The organism is Sphingomonas hankyongi (assembly GCF_023516575.1).
GTDB classification, from domain to species: domain Bacteria; phylum Pseudomonadota; class Alphaproteobacteria; order Sphingomonadales; family Sphingomonadaceae; genus Sphingomicrobium; species Sphingomicrobium hankyongi.
Genome location: NZ_JAMGBE010000002.1, coordinates 454557 through 476361 on the forward strand (window position 1 = coordinate 454557; position 21805 = coordinate 476361).

The window sequence follows — 21805 nt, forward strand, 5'->3', positions numbered from 1 at the left end:
TGGGATTCACGTGATGCTTCCCGGAAGGGCGGGCGCGGCGCCGCGAGCAGCGCGGGCCTCGCCAACCTGCCTCGCATAATCGTCCGCGAACTGTTCGTGCGCGAGCCTTTGGTCCGGGGTGAGCGACGCGTCAGCCTTCATCAACGAAAGCTGGTGCCGGCGACGCAAGGAATTGAAATCCACGAACAGTCCTTCCCACTGCTGTAAGCGGGAGCGCGTTCGTCTCTCAGCCGCTGGCGCCTACGAGAACCGAGCCAGCGATAGTCCTGATATAGGGTGCGGACGGCGAATTGTTAGGGCCGCAGCTAACGTACGCTTTCCACCCCAAGCGTCCCTCCCAGATGGAAACTGCTACTTATCCGAGCACTTCGAGCGCAGCCGCGTAGGCTACCGCGTCGTGGGGGCCGCGCGGCCGCGGCGCGAATTTTTGCGTATTGTTCGTCGTGCCCGCTTTAGCGCGAGTCTTCCGGACCCGATGGTCCAATGTCTCGAATAGTGTTTTCATGTCTCGTTTCGGCGGTGATGTCCGCCTTTCTGATTGCTTCGGCGGCCCGCAGTTCCTCCGATTTCGCTGCCCGCGAAGCAAGCGCTTCCCAGGCTTCGACCGAGCGCAGGCAACGCTCGCGCACATGGCCGAGTGCCGCCGCGTCCGCGTCCGCCCGGGCTTGGTCGGCCCGGGCGCGGTAGAATTGGAGTTGAGTTGCGGCCGACATCGCCCGTGGCTCAGGCCTCGGTGGCGGGCTGCTCGGCTTCGTCGGCGCTCTTCAGGTTGACGGCGCTGGTTTTGCCGCGCTGATCCTGTTCGAGGTCGTAGCTAAGCCGCTGGTCCTGGACCAAGCTGTGAAAGCCGGCGCGCTCGACCGCGCTGATGTGGACGAAAGCGTCATTGCCGCTGCCCTCGGGCTGGATGAAGCCGTAGCCCTTGGATTCGTTGAAAAATTTAACTTTGCCGATTGGCATTTGGAAGTTTCCTTCTGCGTGCGGAGTCCGGGAATCGGACTCCTCCTGCTAGGAGCTGCGTGAGAAGGAAAAAGGAGCCGCAAAGCGCCAGAGACCGTCAGTTTGCGACTAGTAGCAAGGCGTATGTAGGGGTTCGGCGGCAAAATTATAAGAGCGCGTGTGTGCTTCCGGTCGAAAAGCGCATGCCGTGTGGCGAACGTAATGTCCGCTTTCCATCCACTACGGCCCATGCTCGTAGGATGAAGCGCGGCGACTTTAGGCACAGCAACATCTAACGCATCAAGCCTGCAGCGCGGAGAGCATCTTCGATGACAGCCCCGACACCGCTCGAACTCTGCGTCGTGAAGGGCATTGGCCCAGGCGGGCTTACGGCTGCGCCAAGACGCTTTGGACCGTGGAAGGGCTCACGCTGCTCGACGCCTTCGGCGACCAATCCCCACGAGTTCGCAATCAGCCGCGTCGAGCAAATGTTGGCGTCTAGCATGTGCGGCCCGGCCTTGCCGCATGCATGGTCGTCGCGCGTGTCCAGCGGCGTCCCGTGACCCATCCCGCGGATGTCGTATCTTTCGATGACAGGACGCCCCCGCGTGTCGAACCACCTTTCTCGACGATGGCCGGCCACGGCCTCTACCGCCCCACTGACGTCGCCAAGACCATGCAGGTCGCGCCACTGATCGACGATGGCCGTGGCGTTGGCCGGGTCGACGATAGCGTCATGTGTCCCGTGCCACACCGACAACGCAGGCGGACGCCCCTCATGGTCCGCTGCCGCCCTGACCCGGGCCGATAGCTCCCGACGGGAAGGAAATCCCTGCCCGCGCATCCGCTCCAGGGCCTCCGGCAGACTATTGGCGCCGGCGAACGGCAAGCCGGCTATGATTGCCCCTCCGGCAAACAACTCAGGGTAAGAGGCCACCATGACCGCGGTCATCGCGCCGCCCGCCGACAAGCCGGTGATGAAGGTCTGCGACCGATCGAGCCCGTATCGGGCGGCCACGTGCTGAACCATCTGGCTGATCGACAAGGCCTCGCCGCGACCGCGTCGCGCATCGCACGGGAGATACCAGTTGAAGCAGAGGTTTGAATTATTGGACCGGCGTTGCTGTGGGAAGAGAACCGCAAAGCCATGCCGCTCGGCCAGCTCCGACCACCCACTGCCCGTATCATAGACGTTCGCGCTCTGGGTACAGCCGTGCAGCACCACAACCAGCGCAGTCGGCGGATTGACCGGCACGTAGATCCGCGCATCGAGCTCGCCGGGGTTAGTGCCAAATCCTGTCAGGGCATCGAGCCGGCCGTCGTCGTTTGCGTTGACGGCATGCATGGTGCGGCGCAATGCCACGAGACGTGAGACAGTGTTTCCCAGGCCGCGCATCGAGATTCCTCCTTGGCGCGGCCCCGACGACGGCTGTCGCCCGATCATGCTGCACTGCACAATAATGGGGTCCCAGACTGCCGATTGTTAGACCGCGACCCGACATTTGCGCACAGCCAATCTCCCAGTGTCCGCTTTCCACCCAAACCTGCCGTCAGCAATCGACCCATTGCGGGCATTATGAATCGACGCGAGATTATCGGGCAAACGCGAATCAAGGGCGGGGCGGATCGGGCATCAGCGGGAGCGGGGGGGTCAATGTTTGGACGAAAAAGGAGCGGCGACGATGGTCTTCGCGCGAACCATCAAGAATTTTACCGCAATTGCCTGATCCAGATCGCGGACCTGGAAAGCAGGACTGCAGATTGGTCCGGTCTGAAGGGGGAGTTCGCGGCTGTCTGGTCCGAGTCCGAAGATGCAGCCAGTAACGAAATCACGCAAAAGGTGGCACTCGCGCGGAGGTTTGCGATCGATGTCGAATCGAGCCTTGCAACCGCCTCGATCGAGACTGCAGCGAAGGGACTCAACCTGCTGCAAGAGATCGTTGATAATGCCGAGCACCAGCTGCAGGGGCTGCTCGTCGGCTTGGTCACCGCGCAGTCACTGCGATCCGCAGGTCCGTAACATCCGGTATCCGCGGGCGGTCTCCATCACCCACTGGACCTCTTTGAGTGTCAGCTTTCGACCCATTGCGGACACTAATGCTGTGCTCACGAATGCCGAGGCTGCGCGGCAAATGGATTCTCGACTGGCTTGGCGCACGCCTTCAAGGTCACGCCAAAGGACTTCATGCCCGATTTCCATTCGGCAATCCTCTTGTCGATCTCGGCCTTGTCATTCCAGCCCACGCGCTTGAATTCTTGAGCGATGGCGGACGGCGCAAAGCGGGTGGCTCGGGAATGGAGATTCTGGCTGAGTATGGACATTGATCCCAAAAGCTCTCCTCGGCGGTCGGCTGAGAGTGGCAGGTTGTAGCGCAGGACCTGCAAGTCTCTCGCTGCATCCGCATCCTCGCCGGTCGCGCGCTCGATAGCCTGGAAATTGTCATGGAGGCCGGCGAGAATGCGGTACCTATCCTGAGCAATCCCCGAGAGAGTGCCATTGGCCTGTGCACTCTGCCAGGCCATGTCTGCGATATCGGCGTCAAACGTCGTATATATCCCTGGATAGGCGCGCTGTTTTCCGTCGTCGAAATAGTCTTCGCCGATCGATTTTGCCGATTTGGGATTTGCCAGCGCCGCTTCTATCTCCTTGAGGCGCGTCGACTGGCAATCGACTAGGACGTTCATGGCCAACAGAACCGTAAGATTATAGTCGTACTCCGCATGGATGGCGTCCTCGGCCGCCTTCGCCGCCTCGCGCTGCCCGGCGCGGGCAACCATCTCCTGAAGCCATAGAGCCAGTAGCACGCCCGCAACCACAACGACGAACTCCATGGCCCAATGAGCGATAGTGCGCCGCTGTCCTTCGCTGAGCTTCTGCAGCATAGGCCCCCGGGTCAATTGTAGTAGTATCGCCAAAGCGCCAGAAAAGGCCACTCCATTCTCTTTGCCCCCAAGCGAGCGCTAATGTCGGCTTTGCACCCAAATCAGACATCGAGGCTAGTTCCTGGGTGGAGGCGGTGAGAGGACCGTAAGGCTCGCCTCCCGTGCTCCGCAGAGCGTGCATTTAAACCGGTGCTGGAGCCGCCTCAGATCCTCAGTTCCGCACAGTTTCACGACATCAAAGCCGCTCATCGTCCGCGAGTTGCCACAACTGGTGCACTCGACCCTGAGAGCCGTCTTGAAGCGGATCAGATCGGCGGCGGTGCGGACGTGCTTGGTAGACATGACCGCTCGCTAACGCGTGGAGAACGTAAGAGGAACACAGGTACGTGTGGAAAGCGTGGAAGGATCTTTGCCTCAGAGCTCCAGCGCCTCTGAGAGCTCCAACGCATCGTCTACCTCGACTCCCAGATAGCGCACGGTACTCTCCAGCTTTGTGTGACCCAGAAGAAGCTGGCACGCCCTTAGGTTGCCCGTCTTCTTGTAGAGCAGCGCAACCTTCGTTCGGCGCAGGCTGTGTGTGCCGTAAGCGGCCGGATCGAGGCCGACCATCACCACCCACTCATCGACCAGCCGCGCGTACTGGCGCGTGCTCAGATGGTGCCCGGGCTTCAAGCGACTGGGGAAGAGCCAATCGTCACTGCCAAGTTGCTTCCTCTCGGCCCAGGCACCAATCGATCGGCGTGCCTGTTCAGTCACCTCGAACTGAACCGGACGTCCAGTCTTTCGCTGAAGGATCATCACGCGGCGCTTCACTCCGCTGGCAGACACGAGATCGGAAACCCGGAGCCTCACCAGGTCACAGCCGCGGAGCTTGCTGTCGAGCGCCAAGTCAAACAGCGCCAGGTCACGGACGCGGTTTGCAACCTGCAATCGGACCCTGATCCCCCACACGTGGAAAGGCTTCAGCGCGAGCTTCGCGCCAGTGGGCTTCCGACCAGTCGAATTGAACGCGAGTGTGTAGAACATGGGGTGCCTCCAGCGTGTGCTGGAAAGCTACGGCCGGCAGCCGCTCTAAGGTCCGCAATGGGTGGAACGCAGACATTAGCCTAACCCCTTCGTATGGCAGGAGCTGGCCGTTAGCGGACGATCCGCTTACGGCAGCCTTTGACCCGTTGGTGCCGTTAGCCGAGTTTCGCTTTCAATTTCGCCTTAGTAAGAGCGAGGTACTTCGCGCCAGGCGTCCACCCTGCTCCCAAGCGACTCCGAAACGACAAGTCGGGATTCCGGTCCGAGTTGCTGATACTCGTCGACGTTTCGGGTATTTCGCGCAGCGTTTCCACCTTCGTTGAAAGTCTGCCCGCTGGTCGAAGTCGGTTGGACAACAAGGGTGTTTCAGCAGCGGTTCTAGTTCACATGAACCACTCGAACACTGCAGGTGCAAATCCCTCTTAAGTTTCCCACCTGAGGTTGGCCGAGCCGAAGCGGGGAGCAGCTCGCAACTCGTCACGTGCGTCCCCATATCAGAGGGCCGCTAGTGGCGCCTGACGTCTGAGCTTAGGAGAAATCCCATGCCTGATCCCGACAAAGCGAAAGACAAAAGTTTTACCGCTTTTCGGTCCGCAGCCGAGGAGGCCAAGACCAAGCTCGCCAACGACGCAGCGAAACGAGAGGAGCAATCCTGGGATAATGAAGGTGGTCACATGAGCTCGACGAGCGGCCGGGTCATGCGCGTCTCTCGGACGGACCTGCCGTATGTCGTTACCCTGGAACATCACGGAAGCGAAACCAGCGAGCATGCGTTCGCGACGATGCGAGAGGCCGAGGCGTTCATCAAGCGGAACACACCAGTGCCAGGCGCCGTCCTTGCCACAACCTATGACCGGCCCGCATCAGCGATTGCCACATCTCCGACCGAAGCGGAAAGCATGATGAACGATGAGGGCATTCTTGCGCGGCTGAAAGTCATTGACCGGCGATTGCGACAAATCTCGACAGACGATGCGGCATCCGTGCTGGCCGGCGGCCTAGCAATGGCAGGAATTAATGAACAAGAGCGTCTGAGACTGGTCGCCGAGACCGAACGCATCCTAGACGAGCTCGATGGGACGAGTGACGATTGATATGCAATAAGAGCGATCTAGCCGATCGTAGGCCAAGCACGCTCTCAGGCCTCACCTGCGATGCTTCGACGGACGAACCCTTTCACGAACTACGTCACCGCGGATCACAGCCGTTTGCAGTTTGTGCCTCATCGTGTCGGCGCCGGCGCTACTCTGGCATACCAAACGGACACCGCCGCCCAACAGATCTTCGATTGACGAAACCCCGACCGCAAGGCGAGCGCAGTGCGTTCTTACGTCTGCCTCGCTCAACGCAAGCAGGATTACGCGACTCATCCTTTCTCCGCGCGCTTCGCGGCCGCCAGGGCGTCTCTCGCCTGTGTATAACGGTAGCCCTGCCAGACGAAGGTGTCAGCGGGAACTCTTTCGATGCCATAGTGCTCGAGCTCGGCATTGCTGGGCTCGGCATCAGGATATGCACTCATCTTGGTTCCTTTCGATCATTTGCTCCAAACGCATGCGCTCAAGCATTCCGCAGCTTGACCGCTCGTGCTCCGCCGTCCGTTAGGACCAGCTCATACGACAAGCGCTGCCCAGAAACCGGATCGACGCTTCGTTGCCAAAGAGCCGCGCCCTTTTGAAAGCTGATGAGTCCGTCGGCGCGACTTGGGCAGATCGAACCGTGGCCAGTCGTGGCGTCGAACGATTGACGGTCCGAAGTGTCTCACCTGTTCATTGCACCTGGGGAACGGGGCGGGGCTGCTTCGTTGCGGCCGCCCAGCAGTTCTCGGGGATTGTTTCATTCCACGAGAGCGCAGCGTTGAAGCGGTATTCTGTCGAACAATATGAGCACAGAATATCTGTTTCCTCCCCCATGTTGAGATAGACGTGCGGATGATCATGGGGAGGCATCGCACCCATGCAATGAAAGGCTGCAACGCCGATCTGGATGCTGTTCACCCCGCGCTCGTTGAAGAACAGCGGGCTCTCAGGCAGAGAGCGGCGCTCCGTCTCCATCGTTAGAACGCCTTGCCATCCATCCATTCGTGGACGTCGGCTTCCGCTTCTTCCTGCGACCGTGAGCAGCGTTCTTTCACCATTGTGATCAGCTGCCGTTCGTTCTTGATTGTGGTGGCGTCGAAGTGGGTGAGGAAGGGCCAGCGCGCCTGCGCCTCGGCCATGTATCCCCGCTTTCGGACGACGGTCTCTGCGCTATCAGCACCAGTAAATCCGAACATCGCCCTTCTCCTCGATAATAATCTGTCAAAGTGCAATATGGGAATTGGCGAGGATATTACTAGATGATCGGCAAGAGATTATTATAGACCATTTAAAATTGCGATGATTTATATTTTGATGGTGGACTTGTTTAACTCGCCGCCAACAGCTATCTCTCTGTTGCTACCAGTCGCAATCGACGGTTTTGGGCGCTAAGCCGCACCTTCCTCCATCTTTAACGTCTCCTAGCGGCAGGGTGCCATTCCGGCGTCTGCCAACAAAGGAACTCAACATGAAATATTTCGGAACCGTCAGCTCGTTTGACACCGGCAACGGCCACGGCGAGATCAAGCCGGAGACCGGCGGCGACATGCTTCGCTTTGAGCGGAGCGCCTTCTCGTGGGAAAACAACGCCGTCCCAACAGTCGGTCAGCGTCTTTCCTATGACGTGGGCACGAACCCCCAGCGCGAGCCCTGCGCGCTCAACCTTCAGACCATCTAACCAAGTGGCGCGAACGGCGGCGAAGATCGTCTCCGTTCCGCTTTTCGACGCCGATCGTTCGAGCCTCAAGGGGTCCGGGCGATTGGCGGTGCGACCGCCTCCCCCGGACCGGGGAGCCAAAGGAACATCCGATGAAAATGATTTATACCCTGATGGCCGGCGTTGCCACGCTTTCGCTCGCGGCGCCCGCCTCGGCCCAGCCGAATTACAGCCAGGCACCGAACGCGTCTGCACCTACCCAGTGGGGCCACAGCCGCACTTACAGCCCGCAGCTCCGAATGCAGATCGACGCCGGTGTTAGCCAGGGCACGATCTCACGGCGTGAAAGCGTCGCCTTGCGCGGAGAGCTAAGCCAGCTGGTGCGCCTTGAACGCAGGTTCAGTCCAAATGGCATCAGCGGCCGTGAACACGCCCAGTTGCTGCAACGCAGCACTGCACTAGCCAAGGACATCAGTATCGCCAATCGCGATCACAACGGCCGCCGGGGTGATACGGCGAGTTGGGAAAGTGGCAGTACCAATGGGCAGTGGGTGCCCGACGCCAGGTTTGCGGGATTACACCCCGGCGATCGGTTCAACGGTGACGCAAGGATCGGCCAGCACGCCACCGCTCGTATGGTCAACCTGCCAGCCGAGTATCGCGGCCAGTATGTCGATGATGCTCGCGTTTACTACGGTTACGACAATGGGCGCGTCTACCAGATAGACCGTCAGTCTCAGATGATCCTGGCACTGCTCGACATCGCGCGTTGATAGTTTAGTTCGTCACGCGAAAGGCGCCCGGCTTTGGCTGGGCGCCTTTTTGCAAGCGACGTCTGCCGAGCGTTGCCCGTATCGATGAGCCCGCTGTCCCGCCAGTCGCGCACTCGATGTCCTCGCTAAGCGTTCTTCAAGCCGCCCGCGGCAATCGTGATTCAAATGTCGCCTTGGTTACCGCCACGACGAGCCCCTCACTTGACGATGTTTCGGAGACTTGAGCCTTTAACGGCTTAGCTAATGCCGCGACGAGCGCGGTGCCCAATCCCGTCGATGCGCCCGGCTCCATCTCTTGGCGTCGTCCCGTGCCATTGTCCGCGACGCTGAGCCGCCAGTCTGATTTCGCCATCTCGAAAGTCACTCGAATACGCGCGGTCGAATGCACTTCGGGAAATGCATATTTCACGGCGTTTATGATTAGCTCTGTCACAATCAAACCGATGCTGACCGCGTGACTCGTGGGGAGCACCCCTGGATCTGCACTCACCGCGACGTCGATGTGTTGCCGAGGGTCGACCATCGACGAAGCGAGGCCCGAGCTCAGCTTCGTAAGATAGGGGGCCATCTCGATCTGCTCGATACCGTCAGATGCCTGCAGGTGGCTTTGCACCGCAGCCACCGACATGACCCTCTGGTGAGCTGCACGAAGTTCGTTCTTGGTCTCTTCCGAACTTACTGCCCCCGCTTTCAGTAGCAGGATGCTGGCAATGATCTGCAGGCTGTTCGCGATGCGATGCCGCATCTCGCGCAGGAGCGTCTTCTGCTGTTCGAGCAGCTCCTCGGTGTGTTCAAGGAGTTGTTGCTTCTCCTGCTCCGCCACACGTCGCTCGGTGATGTCCTTGATCGCAACCAGCACCATCCGCCCTGACCCGCTTTCATCGCGGATGGGCAAGGCGTTCAGATGAAGCGTCCGCTTGCCGAGCTTCGCGAAGCTACGCTCAAACTCGAAGCTGTCGATGGTGGTGCGATCGTCAACGATGGCCGCAAGAAGCTGCCTGAGCCCAGGGATGTCCCATTGCCCGCCCGACAGCTCGAACATGGAACGGCCATGCGCACTGGCGGGATCCTCGCCGTAGACCTCGTAGAAGCAACGACTGCCGGCTAAGAGTTGGAGCTCGTCATCGAGCACAAGGAATGGTTCTGGCAAAGTGTCAACGATCGCCAGCGCGAGCGCCTGCGCTTGGGCCAAGTCGGAAAGCTGCTTCATCGATTTGCTCCGTTCGGCGGGAGCTTCGCACGTCTCTCAGCAACCGGCGCGCCTGCGATTATCCGGTGGTCCGCCCACCTTACACTGTTCCACGACAAAGCTAACTTAAATAAAGTTGGCCCGTTCGCTGCTATGGCGAGTTTAGCTATCAGCACCGGCGCGTCCGAGAACCGCTGCTGGCGTGCAATCGCACTCCTCGTCCTCGGCGGAGCGCCGCATGCACGCCTTAATCATCGAGGACGACGATCTAATCGCCATCGCGATCGAGGAGGTCCTTCGGGAATGCGGCTTCACTTCGTTTCATTTCGCAGTGTCACTCGACGAGGCAGTAGCCGCGGCTCGAGAAAGGCCCGCGTTTGATTACGGCAGATGTGGAGTTGAAGCCCGGTTCGGGGATCGACGCGGTCCAGACTATCTGCTCGGACAATCCGATACCCGTCATCTTCATCACAGGCCGAGTGGACGCGGCTCGGTCGCGAATGCCTCAGCACCCAGTTCTGAGCAAACCTTTCCGCGTGAGCGAAGTGGAAGCGGTAGTTCGCGAAGTGATGAGCCAGTAGGGCAACTTCGTCGACGCGCGCCTAAGGAGAGATCCAGCCGCCGATCGCCAGAATTGCTGCCACGGCGCTGACCCCGAAGGCTGCAATGAGCAACTTCATGGCAAGAGCCGCCGGTGCAGCGTTTGCTGCCCGCTGTCCGTCGAGCCGCTGCAGCAGCGGACCTCGGAGCCAGCTCGACCAAATAACAATCGAGATCACCATCAGAAGTGCCGCGACGAAGGCAAGGGTCTGTGCAAGCTCAGGCATCGGAGCACTCCTTACCTCCATTGCGCCTACCGCCATTGCGTGCCCCGGCGTAGATGGGCGGTGGGAGCGCATCAGCCAGGTTGATCGCTTCGGTCTCGGCTGAAAGAGCTTTCAAGCTGTAACGACCGGCAAGATCATAATGGATGAGCCGGGCCTCGGCGCTCACGGCATTCTGCGCTGCCTTGAGGGATGCCCTCTTCCGTCCGAGCCAATATCGCTTTTCCATAATTCATCTCCTGCGAGCGAGAGCACGAAGGGTCTCTCTGTCACAGGGCGCTCGGTTGCGATCTCAGGTGATGGCCATACCTCGCACGTTTCCGATGAACGGCGTCTGACGTTCATTCGATAGCTCCAGACCTGAACGAGCGTCCGTTTGCGGATCTCGAGCGTCGCGTCGCCAATCGCTGCTAAGGGCGCAAAGCAGTCGAAACCGCTAATGGCAGCTTTGGGTCGAAAACTGACCTTACGAGCCTGCCGGGGGCTGCCGCCCTCCAATGCTTTGGCGAGGAGCTAAGTGCTCAACTGCTTTATCAGCAGCTCGAATACCGCCGGATGGAGGGGGTTGAGATATCTGACGCCCGCCTGAAACTTCTCTATCCAGCATATCTCGGCATGAAGCGCCTCGATACGTTCGAACTTTATCCAAAGATGATCGCCGACACGCATTTGCTCGACCATCTCGATCTTGCACCCGTACCTCGAGATGTCGACTAATCGCACCCTGTATTTCGGATGACCCGGCCTCCGTTGAACGACCTCGACGTCAACGGAAAAACGTTTGGCCACTCGGGGCTTGAGCTCGCGCTCGCGCGCAGCAGGAGAAAGCGTGAAGCTGAGCCCCGCACGACCACGGTCGTACCATCTTACCTGCGCGTCGATGGCTCCGCGCCCAGACACGCACAACTTGATCGTATCGCCGGGCCGTAATTCCGTGCGCACCTCGACGCAGCAGCCGTCATAAGTCAGGTCGAGGATGGTCAAGTAGGCCGTCTGCCGGTTGGCAAGAACGGCGAAGCCGCGGAGCTCGACTGACCGACGCGCGGCCCGATCGACCGTTTGGGATTGGCATTCAGCGCTTTGATTAGCGGCAGATTTGTTCACTGGACGGGCTCCGACGAAATGGCCCGTTAGACAACAGTGGCTCGGCCTTCCCTAGCATCGATGCTGTAAACAGTAGTTTAATAATGCTGGCAGGCGCGGGGAGACATCGTATCGTTCAATCGCGCGGCGGCGACTATTTGGTGATTGTGCAAAACGTCGCCTGGCTTCGCTCTCACGAGAACGGTCAAACCAAGATTGGCATCACCGGTAGCGAAGCGATCTTGGTCGCGGGAACGATCGAAGAAACCGCAGCTACGATATTGGCTGGCTAGATTCACTTTCACGGACGAAGGAAAGCGGACGTTTCTGGCCTCTAGGACTCTCCACGATCAAATTCCTCGCATAGCGGGAGTTGCTCAAAGGGCGGCTGGTATCCGTGGCGATCGTATAGACTCCGCGGAACTCTAGAGGGTCCCGCGCCTCCATATTCGACGCGAGCGTGTTCCGCCCCGGTCTCTTCGGACTTCGTTCGACATATACCCCTGGCCATTTCCGCCTCCGCGCTTCGCGCCAAGTATAGCGACTAAGGCGTGAAATTTTGCAGGGCTCAAATTGACATTTTTTGATGTCTGAAATGGGTCGAAAGCAGACTTTAGCTCGTTCTGTTTGTGTCAGCCGCAGTCATCAGAGTTGAGATGGCCGTGAGCAGTTGCGCACCTGCATATGGCTTCTGCACGACAACGCTGTGCGGCACACCTTGAACCGGCCAGTCAATGGCGCTGTCTCCGGTCGTGTAGACGACCGGCAAGTCGGTCCGCAGTTTGCGTGCATGGCGGGCGATTTCCCAGCCGTCAGTGCCTCCCGGCAGTCGAACGTCGGTCACGAGGCCCGATAACTCGGCGCCCCTACTGTCGAGTATGTTCACCCGCCTCTGAGGCGAGCTGAACTGGGATGACGGCAAAGCCCCCCGCCTCCAGTGCGTCTTGGGCAACCAATAAAACGAGCGGCTCGTCCTCCACGAGCAGAATGATCGGCTCTGGCATTCTTGTCATTTCCGGTAGCCGCAGCGGGATCATCGCTGGGCCACCCAGCGGTAGCGCCGCACCTCATACTTCTCCAGATGCAATGTCGGCTGTGCGACGAAACGAGCGCCAGGGTCGCAACGGGCCCCGCCGTGCGTGCGAACACTTAATTACGGCTAGCTTCAAGCTTCCTTATGTCCGCCTCGCCCTCTTCAGCCATTTGCAGCAGCGTTGCCGTGGTCCGGGGGTCGTTCACACGTCTTGCGAGCTGTCGGCACTTAGCGACCCTTGCTCGGATGTTCGCGATCAGCTCCTCGGTATCCATGACCCGCGAACTAAGCGGGATGATCGCCGTTCCCAGATACAGAGGGTTATTATTCGAAGTTGCCTTTGCGCAACGGTGTGGAATTAGCCCTCGTGCAGCGAAGCCGCCACCAAAAGGACTCGCTGCGGCGCATCCGTGAACACCGTATTGACACCCCAACAACTTGAGCGCTTCCATTGCGCATGCGCATCGAATTGAACTGCGCTGTTTGCGGCGAGAACAGCTTCAATCTGGAGGGCGGGCAATCCGATGATACTCGCATCCTCTGCGCGAACTGCGGCCACGAGATAGGCACGCTCCAACAGTTGAAAGAGCGCGTTGCCGAGGAAGTCATGTCGCGCAGCCGATCGGCTCGGGGTTCCTAGGCCTCACAGGCCTCTTCAACGGTGCCAAAACTTCTGCCGCTCGCGTTCTGCCAACGAGCGCTCCCGTCTGGCGCAGTAACCCGCCGCGGAAATCTCTTGCCTCTCAGGCTGTCGCGCCATCCACGGATCAGGGGCCTTAGGCAATTCATCAGAGACTTAACGAGGCGCGACATACCGTCGTTCCCGCCTAGTCCAGTTCAAGATCCAGGGGCGGCTGAAATGCTCGCACTGCGGAGCGAAGGCTGCGGGCTTGACGGTGCTGTCGCCACCGGCGCCCAGGAATTAGTGTCGCCATTTCGACAGAGGAACCGCGCGCAGGATTTTACGTTTTGCGATGCGCTTTGGTTTCCGGCGTTGTTCGGTGGGAGGATTAAAGAAATGCCCCGCGAGCGTATCGATACAGGCAGCGATAAACGTTATGTCCGTCGCGACAAGGAGGGGCGCTTCAAAGAGTCCGAGGATGTCGGGCGTAGCTCCGCCCAGGACCAAAAACGTGATTCCAAGACTACGCCCAAACGGGGCGAAGGCGACAAGGGTGATCGTTAGGGTGGCGCGGGAATGGTAGAGAGACTGTTCAGTAAACCCAATTACGCCGCGCGGTGGACGTCAGAGGACTACGATCTGCTCGACACCGCGCTGAAAGATGGCCGTCCGATTGCCGAAATCGCCAAGGCCATGGGTCGTTCTCAGGAAGCCGTCCGCTGCAAACTGTGGCAAGGCGGGTTGCTCCCGCCCCGAAAGAAAAAGCAGGTGCCTGTCGCCTCGGCCTGAAAAAAGGCCCGGCCGAAAGGAGAGAGCGGGCCTTGAGGCGCGGTCCGTGCAGTCTAGACACAGGTCGAAGCTTGCAGGGTTCTCCGACGCGCGGACAAACGTCAGAATGACGTTCTCTCTTTGATCGCCGACTTTGGCAGTGGCTGCCGACCGGCCAAGTTGCCGCTAAAGATGGCGGGATTTCACGACGCCAGCTCCTTGCTTGCTTATTGCTCATTCCAAGTTGAACTGGCTCCCAAAGAGATCTTCCATCAGGTTAGACCCCCGTCTGACCATGCGGTGCGGCGACAGGTTTGGATTCAGGCGACCCTTTCTGTCTCAGGAAAATGCTCAGAACCACGATGACAGCGGTGGACAGAAACTCGCTTTGCCAGTTCTGAAACGATTCGAACCAAAGCTGAGCACTGGTCAGATACTCGAACGTTGGAATGGTCTGTTGCCCGTGGCTCGCCGCCTCCGCGGCGGCCTCCTTCGCGCTGAAGACCCAGTGCATCACGAACGAAGCTAAGAACAAAATCACGAGCACAATGCCTAGCGAGCGACTGTACAGCCAGCGCGCCAACGCACCACGGTGAAGCGGAGCTGGCGCATCGGCCGGGGTTTTGAGCGGCCGCCTATCGCCTTCGCGGGCTCCTTCGTCCGGATCGGCGGACTCGGCAGATCCACGTTGAAACAGGAAAGCTGTCAGAACGACATAAGCCGACATCTGGAGGAACTCGCTTTCCCAGTTCTCGAACACCGTCGCGAGAAACAAGGGATCCTTTAGGAAAGCGACAATGCCGATGGGCTGTTCGCCGTGCAGCTGCAGTTGCTGGTTTTGAACGTGCCAGCCGGTTAGAAACTGGCCGATAATGCTCACAACGAACAAGAGCATCAGAACGATGGTTAGCCCATTGTCCTTTAGGAACCTGCTCATGGCCGTGGACACGGTTGAGGTGGTCCGGATCTCGCGGCGCCGGCCCTATGCATTGGCTGCTCCTTGATTGCGCCGCGGTTTTGTTCAGTCATAACAGCCGACGATTGCGCGCGTTCCGAGGCCACTCTAAGCGCTGCTGCTCTTCTTCACTAATCGAAGTTAATTGACTGAAGCTCAGCGGTTTTTTGCAGGTTCGGCGAGCATGAAAAGATCCCAAAACGATGAAGTGCACCCCGCCGGTCTGCAAGCCAAATTTGGAGAAGATGCCTCCTTGTACGCGCAGGTGAGAGCAGAGGCAGCGGCCGCGGCTGGTCGCCCCCACGCCTCTGAGGACTGGGAAAAGGCCGCGGACGAATTAGTCGAAGGCGAGGCGAATGGGGCGGACGAAGAACCACCAACGCCTCGCCGTTCGCGGTAGCGCGTCGGCTCTAGTGCATTGGGGGGGTGCGGCGGACCCGTCAAATCATCGGTTGCTTTGCGGCGGCATTCAACTGCGCAGGTTCACAAGCGACCACCCGATCACGGCAATTATCGGTACGAGGTGACTTGCCTATCATGCCGGCAAGCTGACCGGTGGCACTAATGTCTGCAATGGGTCGAAAGCGGACCTAGAGCTTTAACTGGCGGGGGCGATTTCAGGCTGGCTGACGGCTTCCATCAAAAGCTCGTAGGAGCGGAGCCGCGCCTCATGGTCGTAAATCTGCGCGGTGACGATGAGTTCATCCGGTTTGGTACGCTCAACAAACTCCTCCATCTGCCGCCGCGCTGTCTCTTGGCTCCCTATGGCGGAAGCGGAGAGTACCGAGCGCAGCATGGCACGCGATTCGAGCGGCAATTCGTCGGCATAGCCGCGCCTGGGCGGCGGCAGTTTAGTAGGCATTCCAGTGCGCAGCGAAATAAACGCCTGCTGCACCGAGGTCGCGAGCAGCTCGGCCTGCTCGTCCGTATTGGCGACGATCGCGTTGAACCCGAGCATCACATAAGGTTCGGCCAGCTGCTCCGAAGGCTTGAACTGCTGCCGGTAGACTGCAATCGCCTCCATCATCATCTGGGGCGCGAAGTGCGACGCGAATGCGTAGGGAAGCCCGAGCATCGCGGCCAGCTGCGCCCCGAACTGGCTCGAACCCAGGATCCAGATCGGGATGTCCAAGCCCTCGCCGGGAATTGCTCGGACGCGGCCGTTTTCTCCGCGGAAATAGCCGATCAGCTCCAAGACATCGTTCGGGAATTGGTTGGCGTCCGACGCGAGGTTGCGCCGCATCGCATAGGCGGCCGCTTGGTCGGTCCCAGGCGCACGGCCAAGACCGAGGTCGACACGCCCCGGAAACAGGCTTTCGAGAGTTCCGAACTGCTCGGCTATGATCAGGGGCGAATGGTTGGGCAGCATGATGCCGCCGGCGCCCATCCGGATGGTTGATGTCTTGGATCCGACGAATGCCAGCGCCACGGCGGTCGCTGCGCTCGCGATCCCCGGCATCGAATGATGCTCTGCCATCCAAAAGCGTTTGTAGCCAAGTCTCTCGATGTGCTGCGCGAGAGCCGCGGAATTGCGCAAAGATTGTCCTGCGTCACTGCCCTCGACGATCGGTGAAAGATCGAGGACCGAGAGAGGGATCGATAGCATGCGATTGGATGTGGGGGCGACGGCGGGGCTTTCAATGAGAAACGAGTACAGCGCTAATGTCTGCAATGGATCAAAGCAGACACTCGGTTTGAGCCGGCTCTTGGGGAGAACGCTTGGATAAGGCGGGCGTTCGCTTCCTTTCGGTGCTAGGGGGAAGCAATTAGGCGGCTTCCCTCCCGTGAGCATACGCCTGGCAGAGAGACCATCGAGCTCCCGCTCCGATCAAGGTGCTCCGTTGGGACTCAACAGTCGGTGCGCTGATGGAGACGTTCATGATCAAGCCGAAGAAGATCCTGCTTCAGACGACCATCCCAACCACCGAAGACGATTGGTCGATCGCGCGCTTCGGCAAGCTCGCTGCGCTGCTTCGAGATGCGCGCGATGAAAGCAGCAACGCGCTCTACGAAGTGACTGCACGCGATCGCGAGCCGCCCGGGAAGCCGGACTCGGTTCTATCGACCATCGATCAAAGCGACATCGACGAGCTTTGGCTGTTTGCGGTTGATACCGGAGACGGTCTTACAGAGCAGGATTGCGCTGCCATCTCCCGCTTCCGGAAGAATGGCGGGGGACTGCTCGTGACGCGCGACCACATGGACTTGGGGTCATCAGTCTGCACCTTGGGCGGCGTTGGAAAGGCGCATTACTTTCATTCCAAACAGCCGGATCCGGACGTCAGCCGTCGCAAGCGCGATGATCCTTACACGACCGACATCGATTGGCCGAACTTTCACTCCGGGGCCAACGGCGATTTCCTGGAGATCGAGGTTGTTGGGGACGCGCATCCTGTGCTCGCCAAAAAGGGATCGCGCGCCTCGATCCGCTTTCTGCCTGCTCACCCTCACGAGGGCGACATCGGCGCTCCGAAAGAAGAGGGCGCGCGCGTGATCGTAAAGGGGAAGAGCAAGGCGACCGGCGCCGACTTTAACATCTCTGTCGCCTTCGAGCCTGGCGAGCATGGCGGTCCAGCGATTGCCGAAAGCACCTTCCACCGCTTCGCCGACTATAATTGGGACCCGCGGTCCGGCTGCCCAAGCTTTGTCAGCGAAAAGCCGGGTGATGGCCTGCAACGCGTGCCTGAAGCGATGGCGGACACGCATCTTTATGCGCTGAATATCGCAGGGTGGCTGTCCGGAGACTTCGGGACGCGGAAGACGACACACGACGCGACGCTGACGGGTGCCATTCAAGGGGGCTAAGCTCTGCGGCGGCTTGGGGCGGGCCGTCGTCAGTTAGTGTGCTGGCAGGGCTCACAAAGGAGTTTTGATCGGGGCACGCCGTCGAGCTAATCGAAATTTGGGCAGCGCACGCGTGTCAAAGCCCTGCAGTTATGAGCTTTGACACCGCCGTTACGATCTGGGCAGCGGCGAACGGCTTTTGAATCATTAACCGATAACGCTAGGCCAGCTGGTTGGCATGCGGTGCGGGGGGATGCGTTTTGGACTGCTGCAAGTCGTGCCAGCGCTCGAAGCGGCGGTCCGGGATCACCCACATCAAAGAAACCCCGATGTAGAGCGAAATGGCGATCCACGGCGAAATGTAGGCGGCCGGTACTCCGAGCCCGTACAGGCCGAAACTGACCCACTCCTTCTTCCGGGAGCCGACCACTGCCCTGATCCGCGATTCGGTCCCTTCCGCCAGGATCAGCTCGCGTTCGAGCCAGATGTAGGCGAAGGCCGCCATCACGGTCACTATCCCATAAGCGGCAACGGGCTGCGGCGTGACTCCGGCAAGGCCGATCCAGCGGATCACAAACGGCATCAAGGTCAGCCAGAAGAGCAGAAACAGATTGGCCCAGAGTGCGGGCCCGTTCACCCGGCTGGCCGTCGCGAGCATATGGTGGTGATTGGTCCAGAAGATGCCGATATTGATGAATGCCATCGCATAAGCGACCAATAGCGGGATCACGGGCTGGATTGCCTGCCAGGCGGGAGTGGCGGGAACGCGCAGATCGAGGACCATGATGGTCATGGCGATAGCCACCACCGCGTCGGTGAACGCCATTAGCCGGTCGGTCTTCATAACGCGCACTCCCATGGAACGGAGACGGGCCGCGTTGGGCGTAACTGAGACCCTTGGCAAGTCAGGGTTGCGCTGGACCCAAATGGATGCGTGGAATGTCCGTAATGGGTCGAAAACAGACATTTCGCTGACCAAGCCGGCGCCGATTGGAGGTGCTTACGCGGTGCTACCACGGACTCCAAAGTGATCGCGCTTCCCTCCTAAAGGAGCGATGATTGGAGATTAGCGGATCTCCCGAGTTTCGGATTGCTGCGCTGTACCTTGTCCTCCGGACGGGTCCCACGCATTGTGAGAACATCGGCTCCGAACTGCGGGCCTGTCACGGATGTGTTGTGGAGGTTTCAGTTGGCATCGGAACGCAAGGTCGTGCGCGCACCCAGCTACATGGACAAGATGACTCCCTCGGAGCGTCAGCTTCACCGCTACGAGCTGATTGGCTGGATCGTCACCGGCATCATCAAGGAGGGCAACTGCGAGAGAAACGAGAGGATCGATGAGCTGATCGGCGAACTCGACATCGCGCTCCAGGAGGCCCTCGGCCTCTACCGGGTTACAAACTGAGCCACCCCGTCACCGTCGGCTAGCGCTTTCCGAAAATCTTCTCGAGCTCGTCGCCGTGTCCGCCGATCACCGCGACCAGCATGGCTACGAGCATCGCGCCGACCCATTTCAAGGCGCCGAAGATCGTGATCCCGCTGAACAGGATCGCCAGCGGCAAATGGATCATAGCGCCGAGCGCGCACAGGGCTGAGCCGGCGACCCCGAACAATCCCATCACGTCGCGCCAGCCGGACACTGACCGTGGTGCCGGCAGCCCGTCGTCCCACTCGACGTCGATGTAGAGCCTGCTGCCATCCCGCCGCACGCGTGTCGACGCGCCTGCCGGGATGCCGAGCCCCGCTTCATCGCTGATCTGCGAGACGACCCGCCCCGCGAGAACCCGGTGCTCGGGCATCACCATGTTCGCCGACGGGACCGGCTGCGTCGTCGATGTGGCGCCCGCCCGTCGCGATCCCAGGATCGCCGCCTCGTCGCCCGCGGACAAATTGACCCAGGTCACGGCGCCCGATGGGTGCCGGTAGGGTACCGGTCGGTCGAGGCGCCGGACATCGGTCAGAACCCACGGCGTGAACCACCGGAACCCGGGTTCGGCGACCTTCGCCGGCGGGATCCGGTGCTTCGCGAAATGCGCCTGCATCTGCTCGGGCGCCAGAGCGGGGAGCGAGTCCGCCAGCGTGGCGAGCCCGACGACCGTCCCGGTCCCCTTTTCGATCAGCGCGATCCGGCCGCGCACGGCGGTACCCCGCGACCGCACTTCCCAAATTTTGTCGCCGGCGAGGATCATCCCGATCCACGGCCGGTCGATCACCAGTCCCTTCAGCGCCACGCCCCTCTCCCACAACAACGGGACGGACGACGTGGCGTGCTGCCGGGCCGGTGTCCAATGGCTTTTCGCCGTGACAGGCCTTTGGTGGTGTCGTCCTGTTCAAACCGTACTGTCGGAATTGGCGGTAGAGAAATCTGGTCAGATTCCCCGTTTTGATGGAGGTCCAGGCTACCTCCGCAGTCGCCCGGTCCCGTCAGAATGGCGCAATTCCGCCGGAGTACTGGCACATACCATAATTTAATGAAGTCAACTACTTAGCGATGGCGGAGAGGGTGGGATTCGAACCCACGGTACGGTTGCCCGTACGCCGCATTTCGAGTGCGGTGCTTTCGACCACTCAGCCACCTCTCCGCGAGGGCGCTTGCCGGGCCGGAGCCGGCATCGGTCGCGGGCGCGCTCTAGCAGCGGCCCCCAAGCTTGCCTAGATAGGAAGCCATGTTGGAGTTCGAACGTTCTGTCCCCATGGCCCGCGCCATCGAAATGCCGTCCGCACGCTTCGCCATTGGCGATATCGTACGCCATCGGCTGTTCGATTTTCGCGGCGTCATCTTCGATGTCGACCCTGTCTTCGCGAACAGCGAGGAATGGTATGAGTCGATCCCGGAAGCGATCCGTCCTTCGAAGGAGCAGCCCTTCTACCACCTGTTCGCCGAGAATGCGGAGAGCGCTTACGTCGCCTACGTCAGCCAGCAGAATCTCATCCCCGATGAGAGCGACGAGCCGATCGATCACCCGAGCATCGCGACGATGTTCGACCGGATCGAGGACGGACGCTACCAGCTGCGGGCCGAACACCGGCAGTAGGACGTCCGCCGGGGCGGTTGACACCTGCCGCCCCCTGCCATAGGCGGCTCGCTTCCCTGAGCGCAGCAGTGCTTGGCAGAGCGTACGCGCGCCTGGGAAACGGAATTCGAATAGGAAGAAGAGCCAATGTTCGCAGTCGTGCGCACGGGCGGCAAGCAATATCGCGTCGCCCCCGGAGACAAGATCGTCGTCGAGAGGCTCGACGGCAATGCGGGCGACCGCATCACTTTGGGTGAGGTCCTCCTCGCCGGCGAGGGGTCGAGCCTAAAGTCGACCGACGGCCTGACGGTCGCGGCCGAGATCGTCGCCCAGGCGAAGGGCGAGAAGGTCACGGTCTTCAAGAAGCGGCGTCGTCACAACTATCGTCGCAAGAAGGGCCACCGTCAGCAGCACACGATCCTGAAGATCGTCGCGATTGGCGACCACAAGGAAGCCAAGAAGGCGGCTCCCGCCAAGGCCGAGGCAGCTCCCAAGGCCGCCGCGAAGCCGGATAAGGCGCCTGCTGCATCTGCGAAGGAAACGACCAAGACAACTGCTGACCAGCAGCAGGCCGACGCGGTCGCCGGCAAGCCGACTGAAAATCCGGCTCCCGACAACGCGAAAGCGGCGAACGCCCCCAAGCCCGCGGCGAAGAAGGCGGCTCCCGCCAAGGCCAAGGCCGAAACCCCGTCGACAAAAAATGCTGCACCTGCTAAGGGCAGCGCCAAGAAGAGTCCGAAAGCGAAGTAATTCGACATGGCACATAAGAAAGCAGGCGGTTCGTCCCGCAACGGCCGCGACAGTGAGAGCAAGCGCCTCGGCGTGAAGAAGTTCGGCGGACAGGCTGTCCTCGCCGGCAACATCATCGTGCGTCAGCGCGGTACGAAGTGGCACCCGGGCGACAACGTCGGCCTGGGCAAGGATCATACCCTCTTTGCGCTTACCGACGGCCAAGTTGCGTTCCGAGATGGCAAGCTCGGCCGTAAATACGTGCATGTCATGCCGATTTTTACGGAAGCGACTAAATAGGAACGGTCAAAAAGGCCGTTCCCAAAGGGGGCGGCCCGGACGAGATCTAAAAGGATCGAGACCAAAAAGGGAGAAGAGGGAAGCCCCCGAAAGGGGGCTTTTCTTTTGCTCCCGATTTGAAGGCAGCTCACCCCAAGCCTTCTTCATCTT

General features: G+C 60.2%; 28 protein-coding genes and 1 tRNA gene. 11 read left to right on the forward strand and 18 right to left on the reverse strand.

What is annotated here, in order from left to right:
* Positions 1 to 6: 6 nt before the first annotated feature.
* The 3 genes from LZ538_RS06890 to LZ538_RS06900 all read right to left on the reverse strand — a co-directional run bounded on the left by LZ538_RS06890 (position 7) and on the right by LZ538_RS06900 (position 2335).
* On the reverse strand, positions 7 to 183 hold the full coding sequence (locus tag LZ538_RS06890) for a hypothetical protein (RefSeq protein ID WP_249831253.1): 177 nt from the start codon (positions 181 to 183) through the stop codon (positions 7 to 9).
* 540 nt (positions 184 to 723) lie between these two features.
* Positions 724 to 960 carry a cold-shock protein gene (locus tag LZ538_RS06895; RefSeq protein ID WP_249831254.1) on the reverse strand — a complete coding sequence of 79 codons (237 nt, stop codon included), beginning with the start codon at positions 958 to 960 and terminating at the stop codon, positions 724 to 726.
* Positions 961 to 1231: 271 nt separating this feature from the next.
* On the reverse strand, positions 1232 to 2335 hold the full coding sequence (locus LZ538_RS06900) for an extracellular catalytic domain type 1 short-chain-length polyhydroxyalkanoate depolymerase (protein WP_249831255.1): 1104 nt from the start codon (positions 2333 to 2335) through the stop codon (positions 1232 to 1234).
* 258 nt (positions 2336 to 2593) lie between these two features.
* Between LZ538_RS06900 and LZ538_RS06905 the strand changes: the two genes are divergently transcribed.
* A complete protein-coding gene (locus tag LZ538_RS06905) occupies positions 2594 to 2959 on the forward strand; it encodes a hypothetical protein (RefSeq protein WP_249831256.1) in 366 nt (121 codons plus the stop codon).
* An 86-nt stretch (positions 2960 to 3045) separates the two neighbouring features.
* Here LZ538_RS06905 and LZ538_RS06910 read toward each other — a convergent pair whose 3' ends face one another.
* Positions 3046 to 3822 carry a hypothetical protein gene (locus LZ538_RS06910; protein ID WP_249831257.1) on the reverse strand — a complete coding sequence of 259 codons (777 nt, stop codon included), beginning with the start codon at positions 3820 to 3822 and terminating at the stop codon, positions 3046 to 3048.
* Positions 3823 to 4236: 414 nt separating this feature from the next.
* Positions 4237 to 4848 (reverse strand): tyrosine-type recombinase/integrase, encoded by a 612-nt coding sequence (locus LZ538_RS06915; RefSeq protein WP_249831258.1) that lies wholly within the window; start codon positions 4846 to 4848, stop codon positions 4237 to 4239.
* Positions 4849 to 5390: 542 nt separating this feature from the next.
* Between LZ538_RS06915 and LZ538_RS06920 the strand changes: the two genes are divergently transcribed.
* Positions 5391 to 5942 (forward strand): hypothetical protein, encoded by a 552-nt coding sequence (locus LZ538_RS06920; RefSeq protein WP_249831259.1) that lies wholly within the window; start codon positions 5391 to 5393, stop codon positions 5940 to 5942.
* A 272-nt stretch (positions 5943 to 6214) separates the two neighbouring features.
* Here LZ538_RS06920 and LZ538_RS06925 read toward each other — a convergent pair whose 3' ends face one another.
* From LZ538_RS06925 to LZ538_RS06935, 3 genes are all read right to left on the reverse strand, one after another.
* On the reverse strand, positions 6215 to 6367 hold the full coding sequence (locus LZ538_RS06925; protein WP_249831260.1) for a hypothetical protein: 153 nt from the start codon (positions 6365 to 6367) through the stop codon (positions 6215 to 6217).
* Positions 6368 to 6614: 247 nt separating this feature from the next.
* Positions 6615 to 6899 (reverse strand): zinc-finger domain-containing protein, encoded by a 285-nt coding sequence (locus LZ538_RS06930; RefSeq protein WP_249831261.1) that lies wholly within the window; start codon positions 6897 to 6899, stop codon positions 6615 to 6617.
* A gap of 2 nt (positions 6900 to 6901) precedes the next feature.
* Positions 6902 to 7063, reverse strand: coding sequence for a hypothetical protein (locus LZ538_RS06935; RefSeq protein ID WP_249831262.1), 162 nt, complete (start codon positions 7061 to 7063; stop codon positions 6902 to 6904).
* 329 nt (positions 7064 to 7392) lie between these two features.
* On the opposite strand from LZ538_RS06935, the gene LZ538_RS06940 reads away from it, so the two are divergent.
* Entirely contained in the window at positions 7393 to 7602 is a 210-nt protein-coding gene (locus tag LZ538_RS06940; protein ID WP_249831263.1) for a S1 domain-containing protein, read from the forward strand.
* A gap of 131 nt (positions 7603 to 7733) precedes the next feature.
* Positions 7734 to 8354, forward strand: coding sequence for a hypothetical protein (locus LZ538_RS06945; protein ID WP_249831264.1), 621 nt, complete (start codon positions 7734 to 7736; stop codon positions 8352 to 8354).
* A 136-nt stretch (positions 8355 to 8490) separates the two neighbouring features.
* On the opposite strand, the gene LZ538_RS06950 is transcribed toward LZ538_RS06945, so the two are convergent.
* The 5 genes from LZ538_RS06950 to LZ538_RS06970 all read right to left on the reverse strand — a co-directional run bounded on the left by LZ538_RS06950 (position 8491) and on the right by LZ538_RS06970 (position 12372).
* A complete protein-coding gene (locus tag LZ538_RS06950) occupies positions 8491 to 9564 on the reverse strand; it encodes a sensor histidine kinase (protein WP_249831265.1) in 1074 nt (357 codons plus the stop codon).
* A gap of 581 nt (positions 9565 to 10145) precedes the next feature.
* Positions 10146 to 10370: a hypothetical protein gene (locus LZ538_RS06955; RefSeq protein ID WP_249831266.1), complete on the reverse strand. Its 225-nt coding sequence runs from the start codon at positions 10368 to 10370 to the stop codon at positions 10146 to 10148.
* Entirely contained in the window at positions 10363 to 10596 is a 234-nt protein-coding gene (locus tag LZ538_RS06960) for a hypothetical protein (RefSeq protein ID WP_249831267.1), read from the reverse strand. Before LZ538_RS06960 ends, LZ538_RS06955 begins: the two co-directional genes overlap by 8 nt.
* Before the next feature lie 284 nt (positions 10597 to 10880).
* Entirely contained in the window at positions 10881 to 11471 is a 591-nt protein-coding gene (locus tag LZ538_RS06965; RefSeq protein ID WP_347402744.1) for a PilZ domain-containing protein, read from the reverse strand.
* Between the two features lie 592 nt (positions 11472 to 12063).
* A complete protein-coding gene (locus LZ538_RS06970) occupies positions 12064 to 12372 on the reverse strand; it encodes a response regulator (RefSeq protein WP_249831269.1) in 309 nt (102 codons plus the stop codon).
* Positions 12373 to 13342: 970 nt separating this feature from the next.
* On the opposite strand from LZ538_RS06970, the gene LZ538_RS06975 reads away from it, so the two are divergent.
* Both LZ538_RS06975 and LZ538_RS06980 read left to right on the forward strand, forming a co-directional pair.
* Positions 13343 to 13669, forward strand: a complete 327-nt coding sequence (locus LZ538_RS06975; protein WP_249831270.1) for a hypothetical protein — start codon at positions 13343 to 13345, stop codon at positions 13667 to 13669.
* Positions 13670 to 13681: 12 nt separating this feature from the next.
* Positions 13682 to 13894 carry a hypothetical protein gene (locus LZ538_RS06980; protein ID WP_249831271.1) on the forward strand — a complete coding sequence of 71 codons (213 nt, stop codon included), beginning with the start codon at positions 13682 to 13684 and terminating at the stop codon, positions 13892 to 13894.
* Positions 13895 to 14150: 256 nt separating this feature from the next.
* Here the strand turns inward: LZ538_RS06980 and LZ538_RS06985 are convergent, their stop codons facing one another.
* Positions 14151 to 14810, reverse strand: coding sequence for a DUF6766 family protein (locus tag LZ538_RS06985; protein WP_347402756.1), 660 nt, complete (start codon positions 14808 to 14810; stop codon positions 14151 to 14153).
* Between the two features lie 616 nt (positions 14811 to 15426).
* On the reverse strand, positions 15427 to 16434 hold the full coding sequence (locus LZ538_RS06990; RefSeq protein WP_249831273.1) for an LLM class flavin-dependent oxidoreductase: 1008 nt from the start codon (positions 16432 to 16434) through the stop codon (positions 15427 to 15429).
* A gap of 272 nt (positions 16435 to 16706) precedes the next feature.
* Between LZ538_RS06990 and LZ538_RS06995 the strand changes: the two genes are divergently transcribed.
* Positions 16707 to 17633 (forward strand): hypothetical protein, encoded by a 927-nt coding sequence (locus LZ538_RS06995; protein ID WP_249831274.1) that lies wholly within the window; start codon positions 16707 to 16709, stop codon positions 17631 to 17633.
* A 199-nt stretch (positions 17634 to 17832) separates the two neighbouring features.
* Here LZ538_RS06995 and LZ538_RS07000 read toward each other — a convergent pair whose 3' ends face one another.
* Positions 17833 to 18456 (reverse strand): TMEM175 family protein, encoded by a 624-nt coding sequence (locus LZ538_RS07000; protein WP_249831275.1) that lies wholly within the window; start codon positions 18454 to 18456, stop codon positions 17833 to 17835.
* Between the two features lie 345 nt (positions 18457 to 18801).
* On the opposite strand from LZ538_RS07000, the gene LZ538_RS07005 reads away from it, so the two are divergent.
* The gene (locus LZ538_RS07005) at positions 18802 to 19017 is read left to right on the forward strand and encodes a hypothetical protein (RefSeq protein ID WP_249831276.1); all 216 of its coding nucleotides are present in this window, start codon (positions 18802 to 18804) and stop codon (positions 19015 to 19017) included.
* Between the two features lie 19 nt (positions 19018 to 19036).
* Here the strand turns inward: LZ538_RS07005 and LZ538_RS07010 are convergent, their stop codons facing one another.
* Both LZ538_RS07010 and LZ538_RS07015 read right to left on the reverse strand, forming a co-directional pair.
* On the reverse strand, positions 19037 to 19843 hold the full coding sequence (locus LZ538_RS07010) for an ASCH domain-containing protein (RefSeq protein ID WP_249831277.1): 807 nt from the start codon (positions 19841 to 19843) through the stop codon (positions 19037 to 19039).
* A 261-nt stretch (positions 19844 to 20104) separates the two neighbouring features.
* Positions 20105 to 20194, reverse strand: a tRNA-Ser gene (locus tag LZ538_RS07015).
* Between the two features lie 84 nt (positions 20195 to 20278).
* On the opposite strand from LZ538_RS07015, the gene hspQ reads away from it, so the two are divergent.
* The 3 genes from hspQ to rpmA all read left to right on the forward strand — a co-directional run bounded on the left by hspQ (position 20279) and on the right by rpmA (position 21655).
* Positions 20279 to 20647: a heat shock protein HspQ gene (gene hspQ / locus LZ538_RS07020; protein ID WP_249831278.1), complete on the forward strand. Its 369-nt coding sequence runs from the start codon at positions 20279 to 20281 to the stop codon at positions 20645 to 20647.
* Positions 20648 to 20773: 126 nt separating this feature from the next.
* A complete protein-coding gene (gene rplU / locus LZ538_RS07025; RefSeq protein ID WP_249831279.1) occupies positions 20774 to 21376 on the forward strand; it encodes a 50S ribosomal protein L21 in 603 nt (200 codons plus the stop codon).
* Positions 21377 to 21382: 6 nt separating this feature from the next.
* Positions 21383 to 21655, forward strand: coding sequence for a 50S ribosomal protein L27 (rpmA, locus tag LZ538_RS07030; protein WP_249831280.1), 273 nt, complete (start codon positions 21383 to 21385; stop codon positions 21653 to 21655).
* Positions 21656 to 21805 lie beyond the last annotated feature (150 nt).

Coding starts and splice junctions, on each gene's coding strand:
- LZ538_RS06895 (WP_249831254.1), bottom strand. CDS start 960: ATGCCAATCGGCAAAGTTAAATTTTTCAACGAATCCAAGGGCTACGGC.
- LZ538_RS06900 (WP_249831255.1), bottom strand. CDS start 2,335: ATGCGCGGCCTGGGAAACACTGTCTCACGTCTCGTGGCATTGCGCCGC.
- LZ538_RS06905 (WP_249831256.1), top strand. CDS start 2,594: ATGTTTGGACGAAAAAGGAGCGGCGACGATGGTCTTCGCGCGAACCAT.
- LZ538_RS06910 (WP_249831257.1), bottom strand. CDS start 3,822: ATGCTGCAGAAGCTCAGCGAAGGACAGCGGCGCACTATCGCTCATTGG.
- LZ538_RS06915 (WP_249831258.1), bottom strand. CDS start 4,848: ATGTTCTACACACTCGCGTTCAATTCGACTGGTCGGAAGCCCACTGGC.
- LZ538_RS06920 (WP_249831259.1), top strand. CDS start 5,391: ATGCCTGATCCCGACAAAGCGAAAGACAAAAGTTTTACCGCTTTTCGG.
- LZ538_RS06925 (WP_249831260.1), bottom strand. CDS start 6,367: ATGAGTGCATATCCTGATGCCGAGCCCAGCAATGCCGAGCTCGAGCAC.
- LZ538_RS06930 (WP_249831261.1), bottom strand. CDS start 6,899: ATGGAGACGGAGCGCCGCTCTCTGCCTGAGAGCCCGCTGTTCTTCAAC.
- LZ538_RS06935 (WP_249831262.1), bottom strand. CDS start 7,063: ATGGCCGAGGCGCAGGCGCGCTGGCCCTTCCTCACCCACTTCGACGCC.
- LZ538_RS06940 (WP_249831263.1), top strand. CDS start 7,393: ATGAAATATTTCGGAACCGTCAGCTCGTTTGACACCGGCAACGGCCAC.
- LZ538_RS06945 (WP_249831264.1), top strand. CDS start 7,734: ATGAAAATGATTTATACCCTGATGGCCGGCGTTGCCACGCTTTCGCTC.
- LZ538_RS06950 (WP_249831265.1), bottom strand. CDS start 9,564: ATGAAGCAGCTTTCCGACTTGGCCCAAGCGCAGGCGCTCGCGCTGGCG.
- LZ538_RS06955 (WP_249831266.1), bottom strand. CDS start 10,370: ATGCCTGAGCTTGCACAGACCCTTGCCTTCGTCGCGGCACTTCTGATG.
- LZ538_RS06960 (WP_249831267.1), bottom strand. CDS start 10,596: ATGGAAAAGCGATATTGGCTCGGACGGAAGAGGGCATCCCTCAAGGCA.
- LZ538_RS06975 (WP_249831270.1), top strand. CDS start 13,343: ATGCTCGCACTGCGGAGCGAAGGCTGCGGGCTTGACGGTGCTGTCGCC.
- LZ538_RS06980 (WP_249831271.1), top strand. CDS start 13,682: ATGGTAGAGAGACTGTTCAGTAAACCCAATTACGCCGCGCGGTGGACG.
- LZ538_RS06985 (WP_347402756.1), bottom strand. CDS start 14,810: ATGAGCAGGTTCCTAAAGGACAATGGGCTAACCATCGTTCTGATGCTC.
- LZ538_RS06990 (WP_249831273.1), bottom strand. CDS start 16,434: ATGCTATCGATCCCTCTCTCGGTCCTCGATCTTTCACCGATCGTCGAG.
- LZ538_RS06995 (WP_249831274.1), top strand. CDS start 16,707: ATGATCAAGCCGAAGAAGATCCTGCTTCAGACGACCATCCCAACCACC.
- LZ538_RS07000 (WP_249831275.1), bottom strand. CDS start 18,456: ATGAAGACCGACCGGCTAATGGCGTTCACCGACGCGGTGGTGGCTATC.
- hspQ (WP_249831278.1), top strand. CDS start 20,279: ATGTTGGAGTTCGAACGTTCTGTCCCCATGGCCCGCGCCATCGAAATG.
- rplU (WP_249831279.1), top strand. CDS start 20,774: ATGTTCGCAGTCGTGCGCACGGGCGGCAAGCAATATCGCGTCGCCCCC.
- rpmA (WP_249831280.1), top strand. CDS start 21,383: ATGGCACATAAGAAAGCAGGCGGTTCGTCCCGCAACGGCCGCGACAGT.